At 69.1% G+C, this 22,462-nt stretch carries 23 protein-coding genes; 10 read left to right on the top strand and 13 right to left on the bottom strand.

Going from position 1 to position 22,462, the window contains the following annotated elements:
* Positions 1–6: 6 nt before the first annotated feature.
* Genes AB0I59_RS16200 through AB0I59_RS16225 form a run of 6 tightly spaced genes read left to right on the top strand, consistent with a single transcriptional unit; the run spans position 7 to position 5,462 of the window.
* Positions 7–1,212: an ABC transporter substrate-binding protein gene (locus tag AB0I59_RS16200; protein WP_358133468.1), complete on the top strand. Its 1,206-nt coding sequence runs from the start codon at positions 7–9 to the stop codon at positions 1,210–1,212.
* 51 nt (positions 1,213–1,263) lie between these two features.
* A complete protein-coding gene (locus AB0I59_RS16205; protein ID WP_061255178.1) occupies positions 1,264–2,139 on the top strand; it encodes a branched-chain amino acid ABC transporter permease in 876 nt (291 codons plus the stop codon).
* Positions 2,139–3,131, top strand: a complete 993-nt coding sequence (locus AB0I59_RS16210; protein ID WP_061255177.1) for a branched-chain amino acid ABC transporter permease — start codon at positions 2,139–2,141, stop codon at positions 3,129–3,131. Before AB0I59_RS16205 ends, AB0I59_RS16210 begins: the two co-directional genes overlap by 1 nt.
* On the top strand, positions 3,128–3,922 hold the full coding sequence (locus tag AB0I59_RS16215; protein ID WP_358133473.1) for an ABC transporter ATP-binding protein: 795 nt from the start codon (positions 3,128–3,130) through the stop codon (positions 3,920–3,922). The genes AB0I59_RS16210 and AB0I59_RS16215 overlap by 4 nt, the downstream gene beginning before the upstream one ends.
* Entirely contained in the window at positions 3,919–4,647 is a 729-nt protein-coding gene (locus AB0I59_RS16220) for an ABC transporter ATP-binding protein (protein ID WP_358133476.1), read from the top strand. Before AB0I59_RS16215 ends, AB0I59_RS16220 begins: the two co-directional genes overlap by 4 nt.
* Positions 4,644–5,462 (top strand): sulfurtransferase, encoded by an 819-nt coding sequence (locus AB0I59_RS16225; RefSeq protein ID WP_061255175.1) that lies wholly within the window; start codon positions 4,644–4,646, stop codon positions 5,460–5,462. Before AB0I59_RS16220 ends, AB0I59_RS16225 begins: the two co-directional genes overlap by 4 nt.
* Positions 5,463–5,593: 131 nt before the next feature.
* On the opposite strand, the gene bioD is transcribed toward AB0I59_RS16225, so the two are convergent.
* From bioD to AB0I59_RS16240, 3 genes are read right to left on the bottom strand one after another with little or no spacing between them, the layout of a single operon-like run.
* Complete coding sequence (gene bioD / locus AB0I59_RS16230; RefSeq protein WP_061255174.1) at positions 5,594–6,316, bottom strand: dethiobiotin synthase; 723 nt, start codon at positions 6,314–6,316, stop codon at positions 5,594–5,596.
* Positions 6,317–6,325: 9 nt separating this feature from the next.
* On the bottom strand, positions 6,326–7,051 hold the full coding sequence (locus AB0I59_RS16235) for a GntR family transcriptional regulator (RefSeq protein ID WP_061255266.1): 726 nt from the start codon (positions 7,049–7,051) through the stop codon (positions 6,326–6,328).
* A 49-nt stretch (positions 7,052–7,100) separates the two neighbouring features.
* The gene (locus AB0I59_RS16240; RefSeq protein ID WP_358133480.1) at positions 7,101–8,048 is read right to left on the bottom strand and encodes an aminotransferase class I/II-fold pyridoxal phosphate-dependent enzyme; all 948 of its coding nucleotides are present in this window, start codon (positions 8,046–8,048) and stop codon (positions 7,101–7,103) included.
* A gap of 67 nt (positions 8,049–8,115) precedes the next feature.
* On the opposite strand from AB0I59_RS16240, the gene AB0I59_RS16245 reads away from it, so the two are divergent.
* Positions 8,116–9,579, top strand: coding sequence for a sensor histidine kinase (locus AB0I59_RS16245; RefSeq protein WP_061255172.1), 1,464 nt, complete (start codon positions 8,116–8,118; stop codon positions 9,577–9,579).
* A 106-nt stretch (positions 9,580–9,685) separates the two neighbouring features.
* On the opposite strand, the gene AB0I59_RS16250 is transcribed toward AB0I59_RS16245, so the two are convergent.
* Positions 9,686–9,940, bottom strand: a complete 255-nt coding sequence (locus AB0I59_RS16250; protein WP_061255171.1) for a WhiB family transcriptional regulator — start codon at positions 9,938–9,940, stop codon at positions 9,686–9,688.
* 281 nt (positions 9,941–10,221) lie between these two features.
* Entirely contained in the window at positions 10,222–11,214 is a 993-nt protein-coding gene (locus tag AB0I59_RS16255; protein ID WP_061255170.1) for a diacylglycerol/lipid kinase family protein, read from the bottom strand.
* Positions 11,215–11,273: 59 nt separating this feature from the next.
* Here AB0I59_RS16255 and AB0I59_RS16260 point away from each other — a divergent pair, with 59 nt between their 5' ends.
* Positions 11,274–11,669 (top strand): hypothetical protein, encoded by a 396-nt coding sequence (locus AB0I59_RS16260; RefSeq protein WP_061255169.1) that lies wholly within the window; start codon positions 11,274–11,276, stop codon positions 11,667–11,669.
* A gap of 103 nt (positions 11,670–11,772) precedes the next feature.
* Here AB0I59_RS16260 and AB0I59_RS16265 read toward each other — a convergent pair whose 3' ends face one another.
* The 3 genes from AB0I59_RS16265 to sodN form a co-directional block, all read right to left on the bottom strand.
* The gene (locus AB0I59_RS16265) at positions 11,773–12,552 is read right to left on the bottom strand and encodes an RNA polymerase sigma factor SigF (protein WP_174552356.1); all 780 of its coding nucleotides are present in this window, start codon (positions 12,550–12,552) and stop codon (positions 11,773–11,775) included.
* Between the two features lie 17 nt (positions 12,553–12,569).
* The gene (locus AB0I59_RS16270) at positions 12,570–12,995 is read right to left on the bottom strand and encodes an ATP-binding protein (protein WP_061255168.1); all 426 of its coding nucleotides are present in this window, start codon (positions 12,993–12,995) and stop codon (positions 12,570–12,572) included.
* A gap of 199 nt (positions 12,996–13,194) precedes the next feature.
* Positions 13,195–13,596 (bottom strand): superoxide dismutase, Ni, encoded by a 402-nt coding sequence (gene sodN / locus AB0I59_RS16275; protein WP_061255167.1) that lies wholly within the window; start codon positions 13,594–13,596, stop codon positions 13,195–13,197.
* Between the two features lie 20 nt (positions 13,597–13,616).
* Here sodN and AB0I59_RS16280 point away from each other — a divergent pair, with 20 nt between their 5' ends.
* The gene (locus AB0I59_RS16280) at positions 13,617–14,000 is read left to right on the top strand and encodes a S24 family peptidase (protein WP_358133487.1); all 384 of its coding nucleotides are present in this window, start codon (positions 13,617–13,619) and stop codon (positions 13,998–14,000) included.
* On the opposite strand, the gene AB0I59_RS16285 is transcribed toward AB0I59_RS16280, so the two are convergent.
* On the bottom strand, positions 13,946–14,512 hold the full coding sequence (locus AB0I59_RS16285; protein WP_358133490.1) for a CGNR zinc finger domain-containing protein: 567 nt from the start codon (positions 14,510–14,512) through the stop codon (positions 13,946–13,948). The genes AB0I59_RS16280 and AB0I59_RS16285 overlap by 55 nt on opposite strands.
* Positions 14,513–14,769: 257 nt before the next feature.
* On the opposite strand from AB0I59_RS16285, the gene AB0I59_RS16290 reads away from it, so the two are divergent.
* Complete coding sequence (locus tag AB0I59_RS16290; RefSeq protein ID WP_061255165.1) at positions 14,770–15,954, top strand: NAD(P)-dependent malic enzyme; 1,185 nt, start codon at positions 14,770–14,772, stop codon at positions 15,952–15,954.
* Positions 15,955–16,203: 249 nt separating this feature from the next.
* Here the strand turns inward: AB0I59_RS16290 and AB0I59_RS16295 are convergent, their stop codons facing one another.
* The 4 genes from AB0I59_RS16295 to AB0I59_RS16310 form a co-directional block, all read right to left on the bottom strand.
* Positions 16,204–17,733 carry a trypsin-like serine peptidase gene (locus AB0I59_RS16295; protein WP_061255164.1) on the bottom strand — a complete coding sequence of 510 codons (1,530 nt, stop codon included), beginning with the start codon at positions 17,731–17,733 and terminating at the stop codon, positions 16,204–16,206.
* A 466-nt stretch (positions 17,734–18,199) separates the two neighbouring features.
* On the bottom strand, positions 18,200–19,300 hold the full coding sequence (locus tag AB0I59_RS16300) for a trypsin-like serine peptidase (RefSeq protein ID WP_061255163.1): 1,101 nt from the start codon (positions 19,298–19,300) through the stop codon (positions 18,200–18,202).
* A 123-nt stretch (positions 19,301–19,423) separates the two neighbouring features.
* Positions 19,424–20,521: a trypsin-like serine peptidase gene (locus AB0I59_RS16305; RefSeq protein WP_358133495.1), complete on the bottom strand. Its 1,098-nt coding sequence runs from the start codon at positions 20,519–20,521 to the stop codon at positions 19,424–19,426.
* A 201-nt stretch (positions 20,522–20,722) separates the two neighbouring features.
* On the bottom strand, positions 20,723–22,426 hold the full coding sequence (locus AB0I59_RS16310; RefSeq protein WP_358133498.1) for a trypsin-like serine peptidase: 1,704 nt from the start codon (positions 22,424–22,426) through the stop codon (positions 20,723–20,725).
* Between the last annotated feature and the right edge of the window lie 36 nt (positions 22,427–22,462).

Raw genomic sequence — 22,462 nt, forward strand, 5'->3', positions numbered from 1 at the left:
AGACCCATGACCAGACGACTTCGGTGGCGGCTGACCACGCCGATCGCCCTCACGATCACCGCGGCGCTCGCGGCCGGATGCTCCGCCGGCGCCGACGCCGGTGCGGACGCCGGTGCGGAGGACTCCGCCGCCACCATCAAGATCGGCACGCTGTACTCGGTCACCGGCCCCGCCGCGAACGTCGGCGACAAGATGCGCAAGGGCACCGAGCTCGCCGTCGAACAGATCAACCAGCGCGGCGGCATCGACGGCAGGAAGATCGAGTGGAAGTTCTACGACCCGGCGGGTGACACCTCCACCGCGGTGACCCAGACCCGCAAGCTGCTGACCGACGACAAGGTCGACGCCATCGTGGGCGGCGGAAGCTCCAGCGGCATCGCGCTCGCCATGGGACAGCTGACCGCGTCGGCGAAGAAGCTCTTCGTGGCCACCGAGGGCGCGCGCGCCATCGTGCAGCCGGAGACCGAGCATCCGCTGACCTTCAAGGCGACGTTCAACGACACGGTCGTCATGCAAAAGATCATCGAGTTCTGGAAGGCCAAGGGCGTCACGAACGTCGCGCTGCTCCCCGACACCAGCGGCTTCGGGCAGTCCGCGCTCGAGGTCGCCGAGAAGGAGCTGCCGGCCGCCGGCCTCAAACTGGCGGTGGCCTCCTTCGACCCCGGGACCGGCGACTTCACCCCGCTGCTGACCAAGCTGGGCGCCGGGAAGCCGCAGGCGTACCTCGCCTGGACGACCGACAGCTCGGGGGTGACGTTCCTGAAGAACGCGCGGACGGTCGTGACCGACGGGGCGGCGCTGATCCAGCACAGCTTCGGATTCGTCGACGACCGGTACATGAAGCAGGCGGGCGACGCGGGCGTCGGCACCGTCCTGTCCTCGCCCAAGCTTCCCGTCGCCGACCTGCTGCCCGACTCGGACCCGCAGAAGAAGACGATCGGCGAATTCGCCGCGGCGTACGAGGCCAAGTACCACGAGCAGCCCAACGTCTACGCGGGCCAGGCGTACGACGCCCTGATGCTCGCCGCCGAGGCGATCGGGAAGGCGAAGAGCACCGACGGTCCGCTGGCGGCCAAGGCGTTGGAGACCCTCGGCGAGCACGTCGGGGTCACGGGCGTCTTCCGCTACAGCGCCCAGGACCACAGCGGCCTCGGCACGGACGGCGTGGAAATGATCAAGTGGGATGGCGAGCGCTTCGTACTCGCCGGCTGAGATGCCAGGGCGCCCGGCCCGGCCGGGCGCCGTACCAGAACGAGGACTGCGATGAATCTCCTGCTCCAAGTGGTGTTCGCCGGCCTCAGCGTGGGCGCGGTGTACGCGCTGGTCGCGGTCGGATTCGGCGTCGTGGCCAACGGCACCGGCGCGGTGAACTTCGCCCAGGGCGAGTACGTCATGGTGGGCGGTGTCGTCGCCGGCGTCGTCCACGAGGTGTGGCACCCGCCGCTGCCGGTCAGCGTCCTGTGCGCGGTGGCGGCGGGCGTCGTGGCGGGACTGGTGACCGAGCTCGCCGTGAGCCGCTTCTCCGGCGCCCGCTCCGCCGAGATCATCACGATCGCCACGATCGGGCTGGCGGTCGCGCTCAAGGCGGCCGTCCTGCTGCTCACCGACCGCAAGACGTACGGGCTGCCGCACTTCCTCGGCGAGCGGCCCCTGCGTGTGGGCGGCGCCGTCGCCGACACGCAGACGTTGTGGAACCTCGCCGTGGTCTTCGTCGTGGCGGTCGGCCTGTCGCTCTTCTTCCGGCGTACCCGGCAGGGCACGATCCTGCGGGCGGCGGCCGATGATCCCGAGGTGGTCACGTCGCTCGGCGTCCCGTTCCACAGCGTGGCCCGCTGGGTCTTCGTGATCGCCGCCGTCCTCGGCGCCCTCGGCGGAGCCGGGCTGGCGCCGCTGTCCGTCATGTCGTACGAGTCCGGCACCCTGCTCGGGCTCAAGGGCTTCGCCGCCGCGATGCTCGGCGGGCTGGGCAACCTCTACGGCGCGGTGATCGGCGGACTCGTCATCGGGCTCGTGGAGGCGGCGGTCGCCGGTTACGGATCGGCCGCCTACGGCGACGCGGTCGCGTTCGTGATCCTGCTGATCATTCTGTTCACCCGGCCGACCGGCCTGTTCTCCCAGCGGAAGGTGGTGCGCGTCTGATGGCCGTCTCGCGCATCCGTCGATGGCGCCCGACGACTCCGGTGATCACCGCGGTGCTGCTCGCGGCGATGCCGCTGATCTTCATCTCCGATTTCGCGCGCGCGATCCAGCTGCGCTTCTGCGTGATGCTGCTGCTGCTCACCGGGCTCAACTTCATCAACGGCTACGCCCGGATGAGCTCACTCGCCCAGGCGGGCTTCTACGGCCTCGGCGCCTACACCGCGGGCATCCTCGCCGCCCGCCTGGACGTGCCGCCCGCGCTCGCCTTCGTCGCCGCGCCGGTGCTGGCCACCGTCGCGGCGCTGGTGATCGGGGCGGCGTCACTGCGCCTGCGCGCGACGTACTTCACGATGGCGACTCTGGGCGCGGGCTACATCCTGTACATCCTGTTCGGGCGTATGACGGGAGTCACCGGCGGCCCCAACGGGCTGCTCGGCATTCCCGCGCTGTCGGTGGCGGGGATCGAGATCAGCGGCCCGCTCCCCATGTACGTGCTGGCCGCCGTCCTCGCCCTGCTCGGTGTCGTCGTCGCGTACAACTTCGAGCGTTCGCGGGCGGGCCGGGCGTTGCGCGCGCTGGGAGCGTCAGAACCGGCCGCCGTCGCCAGCGGCGTACGGGCGTTCCGGCTGAGGTTGTTCGCGTTCGCGCTCAGCGGGTGCTACGCGGGGGTGGCGGGCGCGCTGGAGACCTTCGACGCCACCTTCGTCAGCCCGTCGTCGTTCGGGTTCCTGACGGCGGTGCTGTGCGTGGTCGGCCTGACCGTGGGCGGTGCGGGACGAGCCGCGGGTCCGCTGATCGGCGCCGCGCTGCTGACCGCGCTCGACGAGCTCGGCACCGAGTACGCCGGCTACGAGATGCTCATCGTGGGCCTGGTCTTCCTCGTGGTCGTCCAGGCATTCCCCGGCGGTGTCGCGGGCGCGGCCGGCGCGCGATGGCCGCGGCGCGGGGCACGGCCCGCCGTCGCCCGGGCGACGGAAGGGAGCGCGTCGTGACCGACGAGGGACTCGTCATAACGGGGATCTCCAAGAGCTTCGGCGGGGTCCGCGTCCTGCGGGACGTGTCGCTCCGGGCACGCCCCGGCGCGGTGACCGCGCTCATCGGCCCGAACGGCGCGGGCAAGACCACGCTCGCCAACATCGTGTCCGGCTTCGAGCGTCCGGACGCGGGACGGATAGACGTGTCCGGGCACGACCTGACCCGCAGAGGGCCCGACCGGCGGGCCACGGCGGGCCTGGCGCGCACCTTCCAGAACCTGGAGATCTTCACCGGCCTGACGGTGATCGACAACGTCGTGATGGGCGCGTACGGACGCGGGGGCGCGGGACTGCTCAGCGCCGTCGTCGGCCTGCCTCGGGCACGACGCGCGGACAGGCGGGCGCGCGCGGCGGCGGAGGAACTGCTCGACCGGTTCCGCCTGACGGCACTGGCCGACGCGCCGGTCGAGTCACTGCCGTTCGGGCAGGCCAAGCTGGTCGAGCTCGCCCGGGTGCTGGCCCTCGAACCGCGTGTGGTCGTGCTGGACGAACCGGTCGCCGGGCTGCCCGCGGAAAGCGTGCGCGCCGTGGGCGAGCAGGTGACCCGGATGGCCGGCGCCGGTGCCGCGGTCCTGCTCATCGAGCACAACATGAGACTCGTCATGGAGATCTCGGACCACATCGCGGTGCTCGACCACGGAGAGCTGCTCATGGAAGGAGAACCAGCCGAGGTCCGGGCGGACCCCCGCGTCATCGAGGCCTACCTCGGACCCGACGCCGACCGGATCGCACCCCGGAGGGAATCATGACCGACTCCGCTCTCTCCGTACGGGACATGCGGGTCGCCCACGGGCGGCTGGAGGTCGTCCACGGCGTCTCCTTCGAGGCTCGCGGAGGCCAGGTCACCTGCCTGCTCGGCACCAACGGAGCGGGGAAGACCACGACGATCCGCGGGCTGCTCGGCCTGCAGACGCCGCGTTCGGGCACGGTCACGGTCGGCGGCACCGACGTGAGCCGGCACGCCCCTCACCGGCTGGCCCGGCTCGGCGTCGCGCACGTCCCGGAAGGGCGGCGGGTCTTCGCCAACCTGTCCGTCCGTGACAATCTGCGCATGGGGACGCTGACGCGTACCCGGAGATGGCGTGAGGAGCCGGGACTCGACCACGTCCTGCACACCTTCCCCGAGCTGACGCCGAAGCTGAAGGACGCGGCGGGCGTGCTCTCCGGCGGCCAGCAGCAGATGCTGGCGATCGGGCGGGCGTTGATGTCACGGCCGACCCTGCTCATCCTCGACGAGCCGTCCATGGGCTTGTCGCCCAAGCTCGTCAGCCGGATCTACCAGGCGCTGGCCGGGCTGCGCGACGACGGCCACACGATCCTGCTCGTCGAGCAGAACGCCAGGCTCGCCCTTGAGCTGGCCGACCACGCCTACGTTCTGGAAACCGGCCACATCGTCGAGTCCGGACCCGCCGGAGAGCTGATCGCCTCGGCACGCGTACAAGAGATCTATCTCGGCTCCCAGGAGGAATCATGAGTTCGTCACCGGCCTTCATCGGCACCGCCGACCTCGCCTCGCGACTGACGTCCCCGGACGTCCGCGTCGTGGACGTCCGATGGGAACTCGACGACGAGACCGCGGGCGAGCGAGCGTACGCCGCCGGGCACATTCCCGGCGCGGTGTACCTGAGCTGGCTACGCGACCTGTCCAGCGACACGGACCCGATCCAGGGGCAGCTCGCCGAGCCGGAGAGGTTCGCGCGGGTCCTCGGCGCCGCCGGAGTGGGTCCCGACACGACCGTGGTCGCGTACGACGACGGCGGCATCTACATGGCGGCCCGGCTGGTGTGGGCGCTGCGCCAGTACGGGCACGCGAAGGCGCACGTCCTCGACGGCGGGTTGCCCGCCTGGCGGCGGGAGGGACGTCCGATCACCGGCGAGGTGGTCGAGCCAGGCCCGCGGGAATATCCGGTGCCGCTCGCCCGCGACCTGCGGGCCACCAAGGACGACGTCGTCGCCGCGCTCGACCAGGGCGGAACCGCCATCGTCGACTGCCGTATGGACGCGACCTACGGCGCCGCGGGCGCCCACATTCCGGGTGCCACCCGGCTGCCCGCGCCCGTGCTCTTCGACGGCGACGGCCTGCTGCGCGCGCCGGCCGACCTCCGCGAACTCGCCGAGCGGGCGGGCATCGAGCGCGGCCGTCCCGCGATCCTCTACTGCGGCGGCGGCATATCCGCCAGCGCGGCCTTCGTCGCGCTCCGGGAGATCGGCTTCGATCGGCTCAGGGTGTACGACGGCTCATGGACGGAATGGGGCGCGGACCCCGCGACACCCAAGGAGAGCCACTGAGGGTCTGCGACAGCGCCTTGATCGGCGTCCTGAGGTCGGAGAGGAGGCCGAGGTCCTGCTGCCCTCCTCCGGAACCTGGACCCGGGCGGCCCGGAGGATGTCCGCGCTCTTGGGGCGCTCCGCGGTCTCGGTCACAGGCTGAGCCTCAGCGTCGATCGGAACCGGGCCGGGTCGAACCCGCCGCCGAGCGTGGGACCGATCCCCGCCCGCGCGACATGGGCGAAAGCCGTACGGTCGAGCGCGGCCGCGCCCTCGGGCAGCGCCCCGGCGAGCGGGCGGGCGGCGAGCATCTCCAGGTCGCCGACGTTGTGACGCTCCGCGAGATCGGGTTCGGCCGGCCAGGAGCCGATGACGACGCCGGCTGGCTCGACGCCGCGGCCCGCCATCACCTCGAGCGTCAGCGCGGTGTGGTTGAGCGTGTCGAGCCCCGCGCGCGTGACCACCAGCACCGGGGCGTGCAGCAGGTGCGCCAGGTCCGCGAGCGTTGAGCCCTCCTCGTCGAAGCGGACGAGGAGCCCGCCCGCCCCTTCCACGATCACCAGCCGGTGGGACTCGGCGATCTCGCGGATCCGCTCGGCCGACTCCACCAGGGAGAGCGACGGCAGACCCGACTCGCGCGCCGCGGCGGCGGGGGAGAGCGGGTCCGGGAACCGGGCGAACTCGAACGTCGTCGTGATGCCCGACAGCCGGATCACCTCGTCGAGGTCCCCCGGCTCGCCCGGCGCCACGCCGGTCTGCGCCGGCTTCACCACCGCGACCGTGGCCCCTCGCTCCCGAGCGAGTACGGCTATCGCCGCGGTGACCACGGTCTTCCCCACACCGGTGTCGGTGCCGGTGACGACAAGGATGCTCATCAGGCAACCCTAGGGGGTTGGCCTGCGCAGACGCGTGACGAACTTGTAGCGGTCGCCGCGATAGAGCGACTGGGCGTACTCCACCGGATGCCCGTCGGCGTCGAAGGCGTGCCGGGTGAGCAGCAGCATGGGCAGGCCCACGTCCACGCCGAGCACCTGCGCGTCGTACGGCGTGGCGAGGACGGTCTCGATGACCTCCTCGGCGTCGGTCAGCCGCACGTTGTACGCGTTGTGCAGCGTCTCGTACAGCGACGAATGCGCCTCGAGCTCCCGCCGGAGGCGGGGGAACCTGCGGGCGGACAGGTGCGTGGTGTCGATCGACATCGGCTCGCCGTTGGCCAGGCGCAGGCGGTGGATGCGCAGCACCCGGCCCCCCGGATTGATCGCCAGCCGCCGGCCGAGCTGCTCGTCCGCGGTGATGTAGCTGATGTCCAGGATCTTGGTGTCCGGTTCGAGCCCCACGGTGCGGAGATCGCCGGTGTAGGAGGTGAGCTGGAGCACCTGGGCGACCTTGGGCTGGGCGACGAACGTGCCCTTGCCCTGGATCCGCAACAGGCGGCCCTCGACCACGAGTTCCGACAGGGCCTGCCGCACGGTCGTCCGGGACGTCACGAACCGCACGGCGAGCGTGCGCTCGGGCGGCAGCGCGCTGCCCGGAGGCAGGCTCTTGGTGAGTTCAAGGAGGCTGCGCTTGACGTCGTAGTACTTCGGGACTCTCGGCGTGTCCTCGGTCAGTTCGGTCACGATGCCTCCCCCACGCCGTCATCGATGGTTCGCCGGCTCACTAGCCCACCTTCCGTTCGGCCACGGCGGTGAGCGCCCGCCTGATCACCGCGAGGTCATCGGACCCCAGATTGGCCCGAGCGGTCAACCTCAGACACGACCTCCCATGGGGCACCGATGGTGGGCGGAAGCATCCCACGCGCACGCCGAGTTCCGCACACAGGGTCGCCGATGAGACCGCGGCCCCGGGCGGGCCGAGCACGATCGGGACCACGGCGGCCGCCGGGCCACCGGACTCCAGGCCGAGTTCGCGCGCCGTCGCGGCGAGCGTCCGCGCGATGGCCGACGCCCGTTTCTGCAGCTCAGGACGCTCGTCCAGGATCTCGAGGGCGCACAGAGCGGCGCCGACGCAGGCGGGGGCGAGCCCGGTGTCGAAGATGAACGAACGCCCCGTCTCGATCAGCGTCTCGATCACCTCGGGGGCGCCGAGCACCGCACCACCCTGAGATCCGAGCGACTTGGAAAGCGTGACGGTTCTCACAATATGTGATTTCCCCGCAAGTCCGGCAGCGTGCACCGCGCCTCTGCCGGATTCGCCGACGACCCCGAGGGAATGCGCCTCGTCCACCATCAGGAGGGCGCCGTGCCGTACGGCGGCGGCGTGCAGTGCGCGAAGCGGCGCGAGGTCGCCGTCGACGGAGAAGACGGCGTCGGTGACGACGAGGGCGCCGGGAGCCCCGGTGAAGGCCGCCAGCCGGGCCTCCAGCTCCGCGTGGAGCAGTGTCGTGCCCGTGACGAGCCGTGAGCCGGTCGAACCGGTGCCCCAGTCCTCCGTCGCCCGTACGGCCGCCCTGATGAGCCGGTCGTCCCCGGACAGCCCGAGATGGTCGTTGGAGGCCAGATCGATCAGCCCGTCATGGTCGGGCGTGCGCGGGCGCAGGGTACGCCGCAGGCCGGCCGCCTCCCTACCGGCGGTGGCCGTACGCAATGTGTCGAGTGGCCTACTCATGGGTGCATCTTTGCAGGTCGGACAGGTGGATTCGCCTTCGGGCCGGTTCCGGACGCATGATGCAGTCGTGCCGACTCTCAGCGACCTGGTGTCCCGCCAAACCACACTCGACGCAGCGGGCATCGAGTGGATGCGCTCGCTCGTGTCCGACTGGCAGCTGCTCGCCGACCTGTCGTTCGCCGACCTCATCCTGTGGATCCCGCGCAGGGAGGGTTCCGGCTGGGTGGCCGTCGCCCAGATGCGGCCGACCACCGGCCCCACCGTCTACCACGACGACGTGGTCGGCATGGTCGTGGCGCCGGGCGAACGCCCGCTGATCGACACCGCCTGGAACGAGCACCGGATCTGCCGGGAGGGCGACCCGGACTGGTCCAGCGGCGTCCCGGTCCGCGAGGAGACCATTCCCGTACGGCGTGGCCTGGACGGCGAGTTCATCGGGGTCATCCAGCGCTCCACGAACCTGTCGTCCGCCCGTACTCCGTCCCGGCTGGAGCTGACCTACCTGCAGAGCGCCTCGGACATGGCGCAGATGGTGGCCGAGGGCAGGTTCCCGTTCCCCGAGGAGGAGCCGACGCTCGTCCGCTCGCCGAGGGTGGGCGACGGCCTGCTCCGGCTGGACCGGGCCGGGCGGGTCACCTACGCCTCGCCCAACGCGCTCTCCGCGTACCGGAGGCTCGGCCTGCAGGCCGATCTGGTCGGCGCGGAGCTCGGGCGGACCACGGCGGACCTCTGTTACCGGGACGAGCCGATCAACGAGGACCTGATGCACGTCGCGAGCGGCCGTGCCCCGAGGGAGACCGAGGTGGAGCGCGGTGGCATCGTCGTGCTGCTCCGGGCGATCCCGCTGGTGGTCGGCGGCGGCCGGATCGGCGCGCTGGTGCTCATCCGCGACGTGACGGAGCTGCGCCGCAGGGAGCGCGAGCTGCTGACCAAGGACGCCACGATCCGCGAGATCCACCACCGGGTGAAGAACAACCTGCAGACCGTGGCGGCGCTGCTCCGGCTCCAGGCCCGCAGGCTCGGCAACCCCGAAGGCCGGGAGGCGCTGGAGGAGGCGGTCCGGCGGGTCGGGTCGATCGCGATCGTGCACGAGATCCTGGCCCAGATGCCGGAGGAGATGGTCGAGTTCGACGACATCGCCGACCGGGTCGTCGCCATGACCGCCGAGGTCTCCGTGGCGCATGTGACGCCGAAGCGGATCGGCAGCTTCGGCGTGCTGCCCGCGGCCGTGGCCACGCCGATCGCGATGGTCCTCACCGAGCTGCTGCAGAACGCGGTGGAGCACGGCTTCTCACACGCGAGCGGGAGCATCCAGGTCGTGGTGTCCCGGGACGCGGATCACCTGGAGGTCGTGGTGGCGGACGACGGAAAGGGTCTGCCCACCGATTTCGATCTGGAGTCGACCACAAGCCTCGGATTGCAGATCGTCCGCACGCTGGTGGTAGGCGAGCTTTCCGGACGCTTGTCTATCGCTCCCAGGGAAGGCGGCGGGACCGAAGTCACGATCAGCATTCCCGTTCAAACCGGGTAAGGGTCGCGTCCTTAGGGACGCGACCCTCGCCTTTCATGTGACCGCAACAACCGCGAAATGATGATGCTGTTGCATTCGGTCTGTGCGTGGTCTCTTGGGGGAATTTTCACACGTTCGCGCGGGCGCGGGCACGGGCCGTCCGGCGCTTGAGCGCGCGCCGCTCGTCCTCGCTCAGGCCGCCCCAGACACCGGCGTCCTGGCCGGACTCGAGCGCCCACTTGAGGCAGGACTCCATGACGGAACACTGCCGGCAGACCTGCTTCGCCTCTTCGATCTGCATGAGCGCGGGGCCGGTGTTGCCGATCGGGAAGAAAAGCTCGGGATCCACGTCACGGCAGGCAGCGCGGTGGCGCCAGTCCATGCGTTCCACTCCTTCGTAAGTGGAGCCTTCCGCGGCTCCTGACCGTCAACTTTGTGAAGTCTTTCACTAACTGCTGCGAACTTTCGCCCAGAACACGGGTCGTACTGGGCTTGGTCCATTGATCGTCGGGGCACTCCGGGGGGCGGTGGCCTCCGCAAAGGTCCTACGTTCCGACGTCGCATTCAGCTTTTCAGGCAGGCCAAGACCGCACAAGAGGTTTGGGAGAAGGTTTTGCCGGTTATGGCTGTCGGATGCGTCACACTATGACCGCATGTAACGGCCTAGACGAGAACTTGTAATGCGTCCGGGATAGACCGGAAAAGCACGCGTTCGCGTTCTCCCAGGTAGTCACCGTCGAGCTGGAAGGCCACCGGACGGGAGGCGGAAAGGGTGAACTCCTCCTCGTCGTGGGCCTGGACCAGGTGCCGGCCCGTCGGCAGTCCCGAGCGCTCGCCGATAATCTGCCGGACCAGGCCGAGTACGGCTGAGAGCCCCATCTTCCGGAGCGCGAGCAGGTCCAGCCCGGTCTCGAAGCCGGCCCATGGTGTCGGGTTGATCGGGCGAGGCCCGGCATAGGTCCACGGTGCGGTGTTGGAGACGATCGCCATGAAGATCCGGCCCTGCGGTGCCTGACGCGGACGCTCCAGCCGCATGGACGGATTGCGGCGATCAGTCAGGAAGTAGTGACTGAGCGCCGTCTTGACATACAGCGCGGGCGTCGCCTTGCAACCGGCGCTGCGCAACCCCTCGACGGCCCGGACGACCTCGGCGTCATACCCGAGCCCAGCACAAAATGTGAAATAACGTGACCCTTGCGGGCCAGTCGGCGGCTCTGCCCCTGAATCGCCGTGCGAAACGTCCCGGTCCCAGACGGCCTCGCCGAGCCCGATCGTGCGCCGACGGCCGTCCCGCAGCGCCTCCAGCGCCGCTCCGGTCGCCTCGACCGGGTTGTTGGGCAGGCCGAGCGCCCGCGCGAAGACGTTCGCGCTCCCTCCGGGAATGACGATCAGTGCGGGGCGGTCGGCCGCGGGCGTCGCGGGCTGTGCGCGCAACAGGCCGTTGACCGTCTCGTTGATCGTGCCGTCGCCTCCCAGAACGGCCACCGCGTCGAACCCTTTCTCATGGGCCGCACCGGCGATCGCCGCCGCGTGGCCGCGGTAGCCGGTCTCCTCGACGGTCAGATCCATGGCGGCGCCGAGCGCTCTCATCAGGACGTCCCGCGTGCGATGGTTGGTCGACGTCGCCTTGGGGTTGACGACAAGGAGAGCCCGCATGCCCTGAAGGGTAGAGCACGAACCATGCCCTACCGCCCATGTTGTTAAGGTGGGCCGCTGTGAGCAGCCGACCCCAGACCCTGACCGTCGCCTCCGCAATGGTGGCCGTCGAGGGCATCGCCGCCGTGGCCCTGGGCGGCTACGTCGCCGTCGAGACCGTGATCGGAAAGCCGAGCGACCTGATCAGCTCGATCTTCGTCGCGGCCTTCGGGATCCTGGTCGGCGCGGGTCTGCTCTGGGTCGCGTGGGGGATTCTCCAGATGCTGCGCTGGAGCAGGGGTCCGGGCGTGATCACCCAGATCTTCGCGTTGCCCGTGGCGATCACGTTGATCCAGTCCCAGCAGTACGCCTACGGCATACCGCTGGTGGTGGCCGCGGTGATCGCCCTGGTGACACTCCTGGCCCCGCAGTCCACGAAGGCGCTGATGGGCGAGGACGGGCCGGACGCTTCCTGATGCCCTTGCCGGCGTGGCTCGGCCACACGGCCTCGCCCTCCGCCTTGCGACGCACCACCCTGGACACCGCTCCTTCCAGGCGGACCTCGCCTGGAAGGGCGACTCAGTCGTCCGCGGTGAGGCCCTCGCGAAGCTGGGCGAGGGTCCGGGCGAGGAGACGGGACACGTGCATCTGCGAGATGCCCAGCTCCGTCGCGATCTGCGACTGGGTCATGTTGCCGAAGAAGCGCAGCAGCAAGATGCGCTTCTCGCGCGGAGGCAGACGCTCCAGCAGCGGTTTCAGGGACTCGCGGTACTCGACGCCCTCGAGAGACTCGTCCACGATGCCGAGCGAGTCGGACACGGCGGGCGCGTCGTCGTCACCGGAGTCGGGCGCGTCGAGGGAGACGGTGGAGTAGGCGTTGGCCGACTCCAGGCCCTCGAGGACCTCTTCCTCGGTCATCTGCAGGTGGGCCGCCAGTTCGGCGACCGTGGGCGCGCGGCTCTCCCGCTGTGACAGCTCGCTGATCGCCTTGGTGAGCGAGAGCTTGAGCTCCTGGAGCCGGCGCGGCACCCGGACCGCCCAGCCCTTGTCACGGAAGTGACGCTTGATCTCCCCGACGATGGTGGGGGTCGCGTAGGTGGAGAACTCGACGCCGCGGGCCAGATCGAAGCGGTCGATCGACTTGATCAGGCCGATCGTGGCGACCTGGGTGAGATCGTCGAGCCACTCGCCCCTGTTACGGAAACGGCGGGCGAGGTACTCCACCAGCGGGAGGTGGAGCTCGACGAGCTCGTCGCGGATGCGCTGACGCCTCGGGTCGTCGGCCGGCAACTCCACGAGCTCCCCGAAGAGCGCGCGGGCACGCACGCGGTCGGGCACCGCCGAGTCGCCGGAGGCCATGGCACGAGTCCTTTCCGTCACGCCGGCCTCGCCGCGCCTCGCCGCTTGCGCAGCACGATCGCCATGTGATCGGGGGAGTCGGAGATGGCGTCGACGTCGTCCGCCAGCGCGGTGAGCACCATCCAGGCGAAGTCGTCGCGCTTGGGAGCGGTCACGCCGACGGTGTTGACCTCGACCCGGACTGTCATCTCCTGCCCGGTGAGCTCGAACTCGGCGACCAGATCGGTGCCGGGCACCGCCTGCCGAAGGAGCATGGCACAGGCTTCGTCCACCGCGATGCGGAGGTCCTCGATCTGGTCGAGGGTGAAGTCCAGCCGGGCCGCGAGCCCGGCGGTCGCCGTACGCAGCACTGACAGATAGGCGCTCACGGCGGGCAGCCGGACGCTCACAGCGTCGCGGATCCCGGCCAGATCCACCGCAGGCGTCTCGGTTTCCTCGGTCACGTTCCTCCTCGCCCCAAATCGAGCCGGCGCACTGCCGCTCACTGCAACCTACCGCCACTCGCCCGCGATTGCTCGGCTGGGACGCGCCGATTGTCGCGATCTCAGAGCGCGTTCCGTGTCGATTCCACGGATCAGACCGGCCGGAAAAAGACCGGACCCCGCGCGGTCACGTACCGGCGGGGTCGGGGCGATCTCAGGCTCAGGCGGCCTTGGTCTCCCAGAAGATCTTCGCGATCTCGTCGATCTTGCCCAGGAGGTCGTCGGCCTTCGCCACATCGACGGTGCCCTTCGCACCGGCCGCGCCCGCGAGCTTGGTGGCGTCCCAGAACAGCTGGTGAAGCTGAGGGTACTGCTCCAGGTGCGGCGGCTTGAAGTAGTCGGTCCACAGCACCCAGAGGTGGTGCTTGACCAACTCCGCACGCTCTTCCTTGATGGTGAGAGCGCGCGCGCGGAACACCGGGTCGTCATTGTCGGCGTACTTGGCCATGATGGCCTTCACCGACTCGGCCTCGATGCGGGCCTGGGCGGGGTCGTAAACACCGCACGGCAGGTCGCAATGGGCGGACGCCTCGTGCTTGGGCCGCAGCAGTCGTGCGAGCATCGGAATCCTTCCTTAATGCTGTGACAGCACTGTCCAAGACCGACCTTACTCGTCTCAGAAAGCCATGTGTGGAGGGGGATGTGCTCACCACGGTGCGCGTCGTGGGTGACTCGATGTTGCCCGTCCTGCGTCCCGGAGACTGTCTGCTCGTACGGCGCGGCGCCTCTGTCAGGGAGGGCGACCTGGTGGTGGCGCGGCGGCCGCACGGCCTGATCGTCAAGCGGGCGTTCCGGCGTACCGGGGAGGGCTGGTGGCTGGAGAGCGACAACCAGCGCGCCCCGGGACGCCGGGACAGCTGGGACTTCGGATCGGTGCCGGAGTCCGAGATCGTCGGAAGGGTGGTGCTGCGTTACTGGCCGCGGGTCGCCTTCCGCCTCGCCGTGCCACGTCTGCGCGCCCGGTAGGCGGCGACGTTGACGCGGTTGGCGCAGCGTTCCGAGCAGTAGCGACGCGATCGGTTCGACGAGGTGTCGAGGTAGGCGTTGCCGCAGAGCGGCGCCTGGCAGATGCCCAGCCGATCCATGCCGAGGCTGGTGATGACCGTCGCCAGGCCCATGACGGAGCCGACGGCCAGAGTGTCGGCCACCCGGCCGCCCTCGGTCAGGTGCATGTGCCAGGGTTGGCCGTCGTGGCCGGAGATCTGAGGATGGACGGGATGGCGGACGAGGAGCCCGTTGAGCCGCTCGACCGCGTCGGCTCCGTCGCCCCTCGCGGCGGACTCGAACACGCCGGTCAGCTCCTCGCGCAGCTCGCAGATCGCGTCCAGATCTCGCCGGGTGGCACGGGCGGCGGCTTCGGTGCGGCCGGTCTCGGTGAGCAGCTCGCGTAGGGAATCGAGGGTTTTCAGCTGGTCGCGCCCGTTGACAAGGAGTACGGCGAGCTTGGCATATGAGGTGAAGTCCAAATTGCGACCCACGGTTGTAAGTGATCAGACCGGACATCGAGTATTACATGCCGCAGGTTAGCTTGCATACGCAATAATTCTGACACTGTGTTAACGAGAGGGGCTCGCAGGCGCCATCTCAACATGTGGCACAATCAAACAACGGGTGACCCCCGTACCCCCTAAGAGACGACCGTCAACGGCGACGGCCGCCGGGCGGCTACCGAAGCCCGGGCCGGTCCGCTCTTGCGGCGTCTACCGAAGGAACTCCTCGTGACACTGGGGTCGCTGTGACTGTTACTTCCACTTCTCTGGACGCTCTCGACGTCGATCCGGCTTTCGCCCTCCACCGCGGAGGCAAGCTGGAGGTCCGCTCCACCATTCCGGTCCGCGACGCGGACGACCTCTCCCTCGCGTACACACCGGGCGTCGCCAGAGTGTGCACCGCCATCGCCGACACGCCCGAACTCGTCAACGACTACACCTGGGTCTCCAATGTCGTGGCGGTGGTCTCCGACGGCACCGCCGTCCTCGGGCTCGGCGACATCGGACCGGCCGCGGCGATGCCGGTCATGGAGGGCAAGGCGCTGCTGTTCAAGGAGTTCGCGGGCGTCGACGCCGTCCCGATCTGCCTCGACTGCACCGACGTGGACGCGCTGGTCGAGACAGTGGTCCGGCTCGCCCCGTCCTTCGGTGGCATCAACCTCGAGGACATCAGCGCCCCGCGCTGCTTCGAGGTCGAGGACCGGCTCCGCTCGCTGCTGGACATCCCGGTCTTCCACGACGACCAGCACGGCACCGCCATTGTCGCGCTCGCCGCGCTGCAGAACGCCGCCCGGCTGACCGGGCGCACGCTGGGCGACCTGCGGGCCGTCATCGCGGGCGCCGGCGCCTCCGGCGTGGCGGTGACCCGGATCCTGCTCGGCGCCGGCATCGGCGACGTCGCCGTCGCGGACTCCAAGGGCGTCATCTACACCGGACGCGACGGTCTCAACCCCGTCAAGGAGGCCCTGGCCAGGGACACCAACAAGGCGGGCTTCACCGGCTCGACCGAGGAGGCCCTCAGCGGCGCGGACGTGTTCATCGGCCTCTCGGGCTCGACGGTGACCGAGGAGGCCATCATGTCGATGGCCCCGGACGCCATCGTCTTCGCGTTGTCGAACCCCACTCCGGAGGTCCACCCCGAGGTGGCCAGGAGGCACGCGCGGGTGGTCGCGACCGGCAGGTCCGACTTCCCCAACCAGATCAACAACGTGCTCGCCTTCCCGGGTGTGTTCCGCGGCGCGCTCGACGTGCGGGCCACGACCATCACCGAGAACATGAAGGTGGCCGCGGCCTCCGCGCTGGCGGCCGTCGTCGGGGACGACCTGTCCGAGGACTACGTCATCCCTTCGCCGTTCGACGCCCGCGTCGCGCCCGCCGTGATCACGGCCGTGGCCGAGCAGGCCCGCCTGGACGGTGTCGCCCGGCGCTGAATCGGGGCCGTACCCGCGCGACGGCGGTTCGCGTCGGCACAGGCTCATACAGCGGTACGTGAGAACGGGGCCCGGCTCGTCGCCGGGCCCCGTTCCCTTTCCGAGCCCCGTACGCGGCGCCCGTGTCACCGGATCACTCACGCGGTCGTGGAACCGCCGCCCGGCCGGCGGCGGGCACCATGCCGCCGGCGATCAGCGGTCGCTCCGTACCGCGACCAGACACGCGTTACTTCTTAGTACTTCGACTTTCTAGTACTTGGGCACGATGCTGCCGGACCAGAGGTTGGCCGCGGCCTTGTAGACGCCGTACAGCTCGCCGTCGAAGTACGGGGAGACGCTGGTGTCGATGCGGTTGTTCTTGTCGGTGTCGGCCAGACCGATGGTGACACCGTTCAGGTAGCCGAGACGACGGCCGTTGTTGTAGTTGAGCAGCCAGGACGAGCCGATCGAGCCCTCGCCGGTGAAGGAGGACTTGACGCCGAGCAGCTCCTCGCCCTTGATCTCCTTGGCGGAGGCGGCGAAGGTCTTGCCGTAGCTCCACTTGAGGGTCTTGCCGGTGTAGGCGTAGTCGCCGTCGGGGTGTGACCCGCTCGGGTAGCCGAAGACGTGGACCGGCTTGCCGATCTTCTGGTTGTAGGCCAGGCCCTGTCCGCCGACGTTGTCGCCGAGGCGGCCGACGTCGGTGAAGGTCCGCACGAAGTACCGCGTGACCTTGTAGTCCAGGTCGTAGGTCGCGCAGAACTCGCTGACGTAGTACTCGTACTCGGCCGGGGTCTCGCCCTCGGCGGGCTTGATCTCCTTGGCCCAGTAGTACTTCTTGCCGTCCGAACTGGCGTAGGGGAGCGTCCTGTCCTTCACCGCGGGGTCGTCCGCGGCCAGCTTGGTGTCCGTACGCTCGACCTTGCCGGCGATCTGCTCCTCCGCGCCCCCGGTGAGGCGGAGGTACTCGCCGCGGGTGACGCCGAGCCAGTCGGACGAGCCCGGGGTGCCGTGCGCCACCACGTGGCCGGTGTCGACGACTTCCTCGATCGTGCCCTTGCCCTTGTTGGCGAGGGCCTCGGTCCTGGTCTCGTAGACCCGGACCTCGGGCTTGCGGAGCGCGCGGGTGCGCGGGTACTTCCGGTACTCCGACTCGCTGACCTCGGCACCGCTGTTGTCCGGCAGCACGCCGTTGTAGACCGTGACGAAGGCGTAGTCCCGGTCGCCGTCCTCGTAGACGTCGTAGTCGTAGTGCGTGTACGCCTGCTTGCCGACGTAGATGCCCCACGGGGTCTTGGCCTGGTAGTAGCCGGGGATGAAGACCCACTTGTCGAGCGTCGCGCTGTTGGACTCGGTGTCGTAGACGCAGTGACCGGCCGTGGCGACCAGGTTGCGGTAGTTCGACTGTACGGAGGTCGCGGTGCACCAGTGCGGCTCGCGGTCGGCGCCGATGAAGAACACCTTGCCCGTGGTCTTGGGCAGGTTGACGTTCTTGGACCTGGCGGTCGACTTCTTCTCGTCGCCGATCGCGGGCACGATGCCGGGCTTGGTGTCCGCGGAGGGCCCGCCGGTCGATACGTGCTTGGCGACGACCTTGGTCTCGACGTCGTACGGCGTGGCGCCGATCAGGTTGGCCTTGTCCTCGCCGTACCAGAAGGCCGCGATCTCCCAGGCGAGCGTCTGGGAGGCCAGGGGTTTGGCGGCGACGTCGCCGGAGGCGTGGGCCGGGGTGACCAGAGCGGAGCTCAGGAGGCCGGCGGCGGCGAGGCCGCCGAGGGGGAGAAGCACACGCTGCTTCATTGGGGTTCACTCCTCGCGCTGTCGCGGGACGCGACCGCGTCCCGTTCGTCAGTAAAGGGATGACCGGGACCCTACAGCGAAGATCTTGTCGCCCGAAGGGGCGTTCGACGCCCTCTCCGACTCACAGCATCCTGTGATCACGCCGTTATCAAACGGGTATTTTTCGCCTCACAGCGTGCTGGTACCTAATGGTGATGTTTCCGCAGATCGGCTGATGAGAGCGGCATTCGACGCCATAAGCGGTCACGGAACACCGAAAAGGTTGCATTTCTCGCGTGTGACAAGAGTCACATCGCGGGTCCGCGGTATGCGCGGGATGGGACCGTGCCCAAAACGGGTGATCGGAGGGCACGGCCCGGATCCGAACCCGCCGGGATCGCACCGCGCCTCCGCCGGACGTACGCGGGGCCGGGGGGCCGGGCATGAGAAGAGGCCCGGCCGGAGCCGGGCCTCAGGGAAGGACGGATCAGCGGGTCTCGGTGATGCCGATCGAGCCGTCCTTCTTCACGAGCGAGCCCGACCACAGGGGGAGCGCGGCCTTGTAGACGCCGTAGGTCTCACCGTCGAAGTAGGCAGACGTGATCATGTCGCTGCGGTTGTTGCCGTCGGTGTCGCCGCCGAGGCTGGTGACGCCGTTGATGTAACCGAGGCGACGGTTGCTGTTGTACTTGAGGATCCAGGGACCACCGGACGAGCCGCCGGTCATCGAGCACTTGAGGCCGATCTGCTCCTCGACCTTCACGCTGCTCTCGACGATCGGGTAGACCGGCTTGCCGTAGCACCACTTCATCTTCTCGCCGGTGAAGACGTAGTCGCCATCGCCGTGCGGCGCGGCCGGGTAGCCGAACGCGTAGACCGGCTGGCCGACCTTCTGGTTGTACGCGAAGCCCTGGCCGCCGACGTTCGCGCCGAGGGAACCGAGGTCGACGTGCACGTCCTTCTTGTAGTCGTATCCGATGCCGTTGTAGACGGTGACGAACGCGTAGTCGCGGTCGGCGTCCTCGTAGACGTCGAAGTCGTAGTGGGTGAAGGCCTGCTTGCCGACGTAGACGCCCCAGGGCGCCTTGCCGTCGTAGTAGCCCGGGACGAAGACCCACCTGTCCACGGTCTGGCTGTTGCCGTCGATGTCGTAGACGCAGTGGCCGGCCGTGGCGACCAGGTTGCGGTACTGCGACTGGATCGAGGAGGCGGAACAGGCGTAGATGTCGCCGTCGATGACGAAGAACGCCCGGCCCACGGTCTTGGGCAGGTTGACGTTCTTCGACTTGCCGCCGGCCTTCTTCTCGTCGCCGATCGCCGGGATGACCCCGGGCTTGCCGTCGGCCGCGGGGCCGCCGGTGGAGACGTGCTTCGGCACGCGCTTGTGCTCGGCGCCGTACGCCTTGGCGGCCTTGAGGTTGGCGCCGCTGTCGGCGGTCCAGAAATCGATGATGTCCGCGACCTTGGCCGGCGAGGCGAGCTTCGCCTTGGACACGGTCGGGGCGGCCGTGGCGGGGGTGACCAGAGCGGCGGCCAGGAGGCCGGTGGCGGCCAGGCCGCCGAGGGGGAGAAGCAGACGCTTCCGCATGAGGGGTTCGCTCCTTGCGCTGATGAGGGCCGCTACTGCGCCCCTATCGTCAGTAAAGGGATGGTAAAAAACTACAGCACCCATTCAGGAAGCAATAAGTCCTGAAATGGCCGGAGCGGTTTGTTACAGAATGTTGATCTCGTTCGCGCCCTCGCGGACGGTCCCACCGGGCACCGCGCCGGACCTGACCCGCCGGGCCTCGGTGTAGACGGTGTACAACTCGCTGTCGAAGTACGGGGAGACGGCGGCGCCGCCGGACGTGGTGATCGTGATGCCGTTGAGATAGCCCAGGCGACCGGCCTTGCGGTAGCCGATCAGCCAGGCGGACCCGTCGGCCGTACGCGACGACTTCAGGCCGATCAGCTCGTCCGCCCGGATGGACGGATCCTGGGCACGGAACGTCGCGCCGCGCACCTTGGGCCCGAAGTGACCGAAGACGACGGCCACGCGGCCGATCTCCTGGTTGAAGGCGAGCCCCTGCCCGCCCACACCGTCCGCGAGCGGGCCGCCGTCGGCCAGCCTGATCCGGCCGGGAGCCCGGGACGGCTGCGGCACGAGACCGTTGTAGACGGTGACGAACGCGTAGTCGCGGTCGAGGTCCCGATAGGTGGCGAAGTCGTGGTGGGTGAAGGCCTGCTTGCCCGCGTAGACGCCGAAGGGATTCGTGCCGCGCTGGTGGCCCGGGATGAAGATCCAGTTCCTCATCGGCGCGCCGTCGTTCTCGGTGTCGAACACGCAGTGCCCGGCGGTGGCGACCAGGTTCCGGTACCTGGCCTGGACCGAGGTTCCCGCGCACCAGTAGGGCTTGCCGTCGGAACCGGTGAAGAACACCCTGCCCGCGGTCCTGGGCAGGTTGACGTTCTTGGAGGTCGCCGCGGCCTTCTTGTCCTCCGCGGGGCGGACGCCGCCCGACTTCTCCGCGGCGGGGCGCACGCCTCCCGGCTTCCCGTCCGCGGCCGCGCCGCCCTGGGGCGCCTGCCGGGCGATCACCTTCGCCCGCAGCCCGTACGGCGTCGCGTCAGTGAGGGCCTGGCCGTCACCGGCCAGCCAGTACGCCATCACGGAGGGGACCTGGGCCTCGGAGGCCAGGGCCCGGGTGGCGGTGATGTCGTACGCCCGGGCGGAGGCGGGCACGAGCGTGCCGGACCCGGCGAACGCGCTGGAACAGAGCAGCCCGGCGGTGACCGCCGCACACCCGGCGGGCAGGACGACGCGCTTCACGGACGCTCCTTGCGCTCTGCGTGGACGCCTCGTCGCGTCCTTGCCTCGGTAAAGAGGAAGATTACAGCGCATTTACCTTGACATGGCACAGGGCCCGGCTGGACGCCGGGCCCTGCGCGTGGAGCTGTTTGCCCTTGGAGTAGATCCCTTTACTCCGTGATCATGTCCCGCGGTGCGGGATCGGCGTCGTGCGCCGAACGATCAGACGATCTTGCCGGACCAGAGGTTGGCGGCGTGCTTGTAGACGTCGTAGAGCTCACCGTCGAAGTACGGGGAGAAGCTGGTGTCGAAGCGGTTGTTGGCGTCGGTGTCGGCGACGCCGATGGTGACACCGTTCAGGTAGCCGAGGCGACGGCTGTTGTTGTACTTCAGCAGCCAGGAGGAGCCGATGGAGCCCTCGCCGGTGAAGGAGGACTTCATGCCCTGGAGCTCTTCACCCTTGATGGCGGGGACCTGGACCGCGAAGGTCTTGCCGTAGGCCCACTTGAGGGTCTTGCCGGTGTAGGCGTAGTTGCCGTCGAGGTGGGCCCCGCTCGGGTAGCCGAACACGAAGACCGGGTTGCCGAGCTTCTGGTTGTAGGCCAGGCCCTGACCGCCGACGTTGTCACCGAGACGGCCGACGTCCTTCAGCGCGATCGAGAAGTACCGCGCGCAGACCTTGTAGTCGAGGTCGTAGTTCGCCCAGAAGGTCCGCTTGAAGTACTTGTACTGCTTGGTCTGCTGGCCACCGCCGTTGCCGCCACCGCCATTGCCGCCACCGCCGTTGCCGCCACCGCCGTTGCCGCCACCGCCGTTGCCGCCACCGCCGTTGCCGCCACCGCCGTTGCCGCCACCGCCGTTGCCGCCACCGCCACGGCCGTCGCCGTTGGTGCCGCTGCCGCCCTCGTTGGGCTTCTGCATGGCGCTGACCTTGTCGCCCTTGACCTCCTTGCGGAAGTAGTAGGCCTTCCCGTCGGTGCTGACGTAGAAGTCCACGTCGAATGCGTAGGCGTCCTTGGTGATCTCGGCCGGGACGGAGGCGCCCGAGCCGACGGCCCACGGGCCCTCGCCGGTGAGTTCCTTGTCCGGGTTGAGCCGCTTGAACTCGGTGACGGTGATGTCGTCGATCTTCTTGGACTCGGCCGTGCCCACGGCGACGATGTCGCCGGTGACGACGGTCTCGATCTCGATGTTCGAGTACGCCGTCGTCTTGTCGGTCTCGATCCTGAGCTTGTCCTTCTTGGCGTCGGCCTCGGTCTCCCAGACCTTCTCGTACTTGGCCCGGCCGGCGTCGGTGGGCAGGACGCCGTTGTAGACGGTGACGAACGCGAAGTTGCGGTCGCCGTCCTCGTAGACGTCGTAGTCGTAGTGGGTGAAGGCCTGCTTGCCGACGTAGATGCCCCACGGGGTCTTGCCCTGGTAGTAGCCGGGGATGAAGACCCACTTGTCGAGGGTGGCCTTGTTCGACTCGGTGTCGTAGACGCAGTGGCCCGCGGTGGCCACGAGGTTGCGGTAGTTCGCCTGCACGGAGGTGGCGGAGCACCAGTGCGGCTTGTGGTCGGCGCCGATGAAGAACACCTTGCCCGTGGTCTTGGGCAGGTTGACGTTCTTGGACTTGGCGGTCGTCTTCTTCTCGTCGCCGATCGCGGGCACGACACCGGGCTTGCTGTCAGCCGCCGGGCCGCCCTTGGAGACGTGCTTGGCGACGACCTTGGTCTCGACGTTGTACGGCGTGGCGCCGATCAGGTTGGCCCTGGCCTCGCCGTACCAGAAGGCGGCGATCTGCTTGGCGGCCATGTTGGTGTTGGCCAGGACGACGGTCGGGACCGAGTCGTTGGGGACCTGGGCATTGGCCGGGGCGGCCAGGCCGGCGGCCAGCAGGCCGCTCGCGGCCACGAGGCCGCCGAAAGCCAAAGTGCGCTTCATGCTGATCTTCCTTGGTCTGTCGTGGGACGCCTCATG

It is taken from the genome of Microtetraspora glauca (assembly GCF_040656155.1).
In the GTDB taxonomy this organism is placed as follows: Bacteria; Actinomycetota; Actinomycetes; order Streptosporangiales; family Streptosporangiaceae; genus Microtetraspora; species Microtetraspora glauca.

Bases quoted from the DNA above. Each gene is read 5' to 3' on its own strand.
- AB0I59_RS16300 (WP_061255163.1), bottom strand. From the start codon at position 19,300: ATGCGGAAGCGTCTGCTTCTCCCCCTCGGCGGCCTGGCCGCCACCGGC.
- bioD (WP_061255174.1), bottom strand. From the start codon at position 6,316: ATGAGCATCCTTGTCGTCACCGGCACCGACACCGGTGTGGGGAAGACC.
- AB0I59_RS16205 (WP_061255178.1), top strand. From the start codon at position 1,264: ATGAATCTCCTGCTCCAAGTGGTGTTCGCCGGCCTCAGCGTGGGCGCG.
- AB0I59_RS16255 (WP_061255170.1), bottom strand. From the start codon at position 11,214: ATGCGGGCTCTCCTTGTCGTCAACCCCAAGGCGACGTCGACCAACCAT.
- AB0I59_RS16240 (WP_358133480.1), bottom strand. From the start codon at position 8,048: ATGAGTAGGCCACTCGACACATTGCGTACGGCCACCGCCGGTAGGGAG.
- AB0I59_RS16265 (WP_174552356.1), bottom strand. From the start codon at position 12,552: ATGGCCTCCGGCGACTCGGCGGTGCCCGACCGCGTGCGTGCCCGCGCG.
- AB0I59_RS16200 (WP_358133468.1), top strand. From the start codon at position 7: ATGACCAGACGACTTCGGTGGCGGCTGACCACGCCGATCGCCCTCACG.
- AB0I59_RS16220 (WP_358133476.1), top strand. From the start codon at position 3,919: ATGACCGACTCCGCTCTCTCCGTACGGGACATGCGGGTCGCCCACGGG.
- AB0I59_RS16295 (WP_061255164.1), bottom strand. From the start codon at position 17,733: ATGAAGCAGCGTGTGCTTCTCCCCCTCGGCGGCCTCGCCGCCGCCGGC.
- AB0I59_RS16210 (WP_061255177.1), top strand. From the start codon at position 2,139: ATGGCCGTCTCGCGCATCCGTCGATGGCGCCCGACGACTCCGGTGATC.
- AB0I59_RS16250 (WP_061255171.1), bottom strand. From the start codon at position 9,940: ATGGACTGGCGCCACCGCGCTGCCTGCCGTGACGTGGATCCCGAGCTT.
- sodN (WP_061255167.1), bottom strand. From the start codon at position 13,596: ATGCTCGCACGACTGCTGCGGCCCAAGCACGAGGCGTCCGCCCATTGC.
- AB0I59_RS16310 (WP_358133498.1), bottom strand. From the start codon at position 22,426: ATGAAGCGCACTTTGGCTTTCGGCGGCCTCGTGGCCGCGAGCGGCCTG.
- AB0I59_RS16225 (WP_061255175.1), top strand. From the start codon at position 4,644: ATGAGTTCGTCACCGGCCTTCATCGGCACCGCCGACCTCGCCTCGCGA.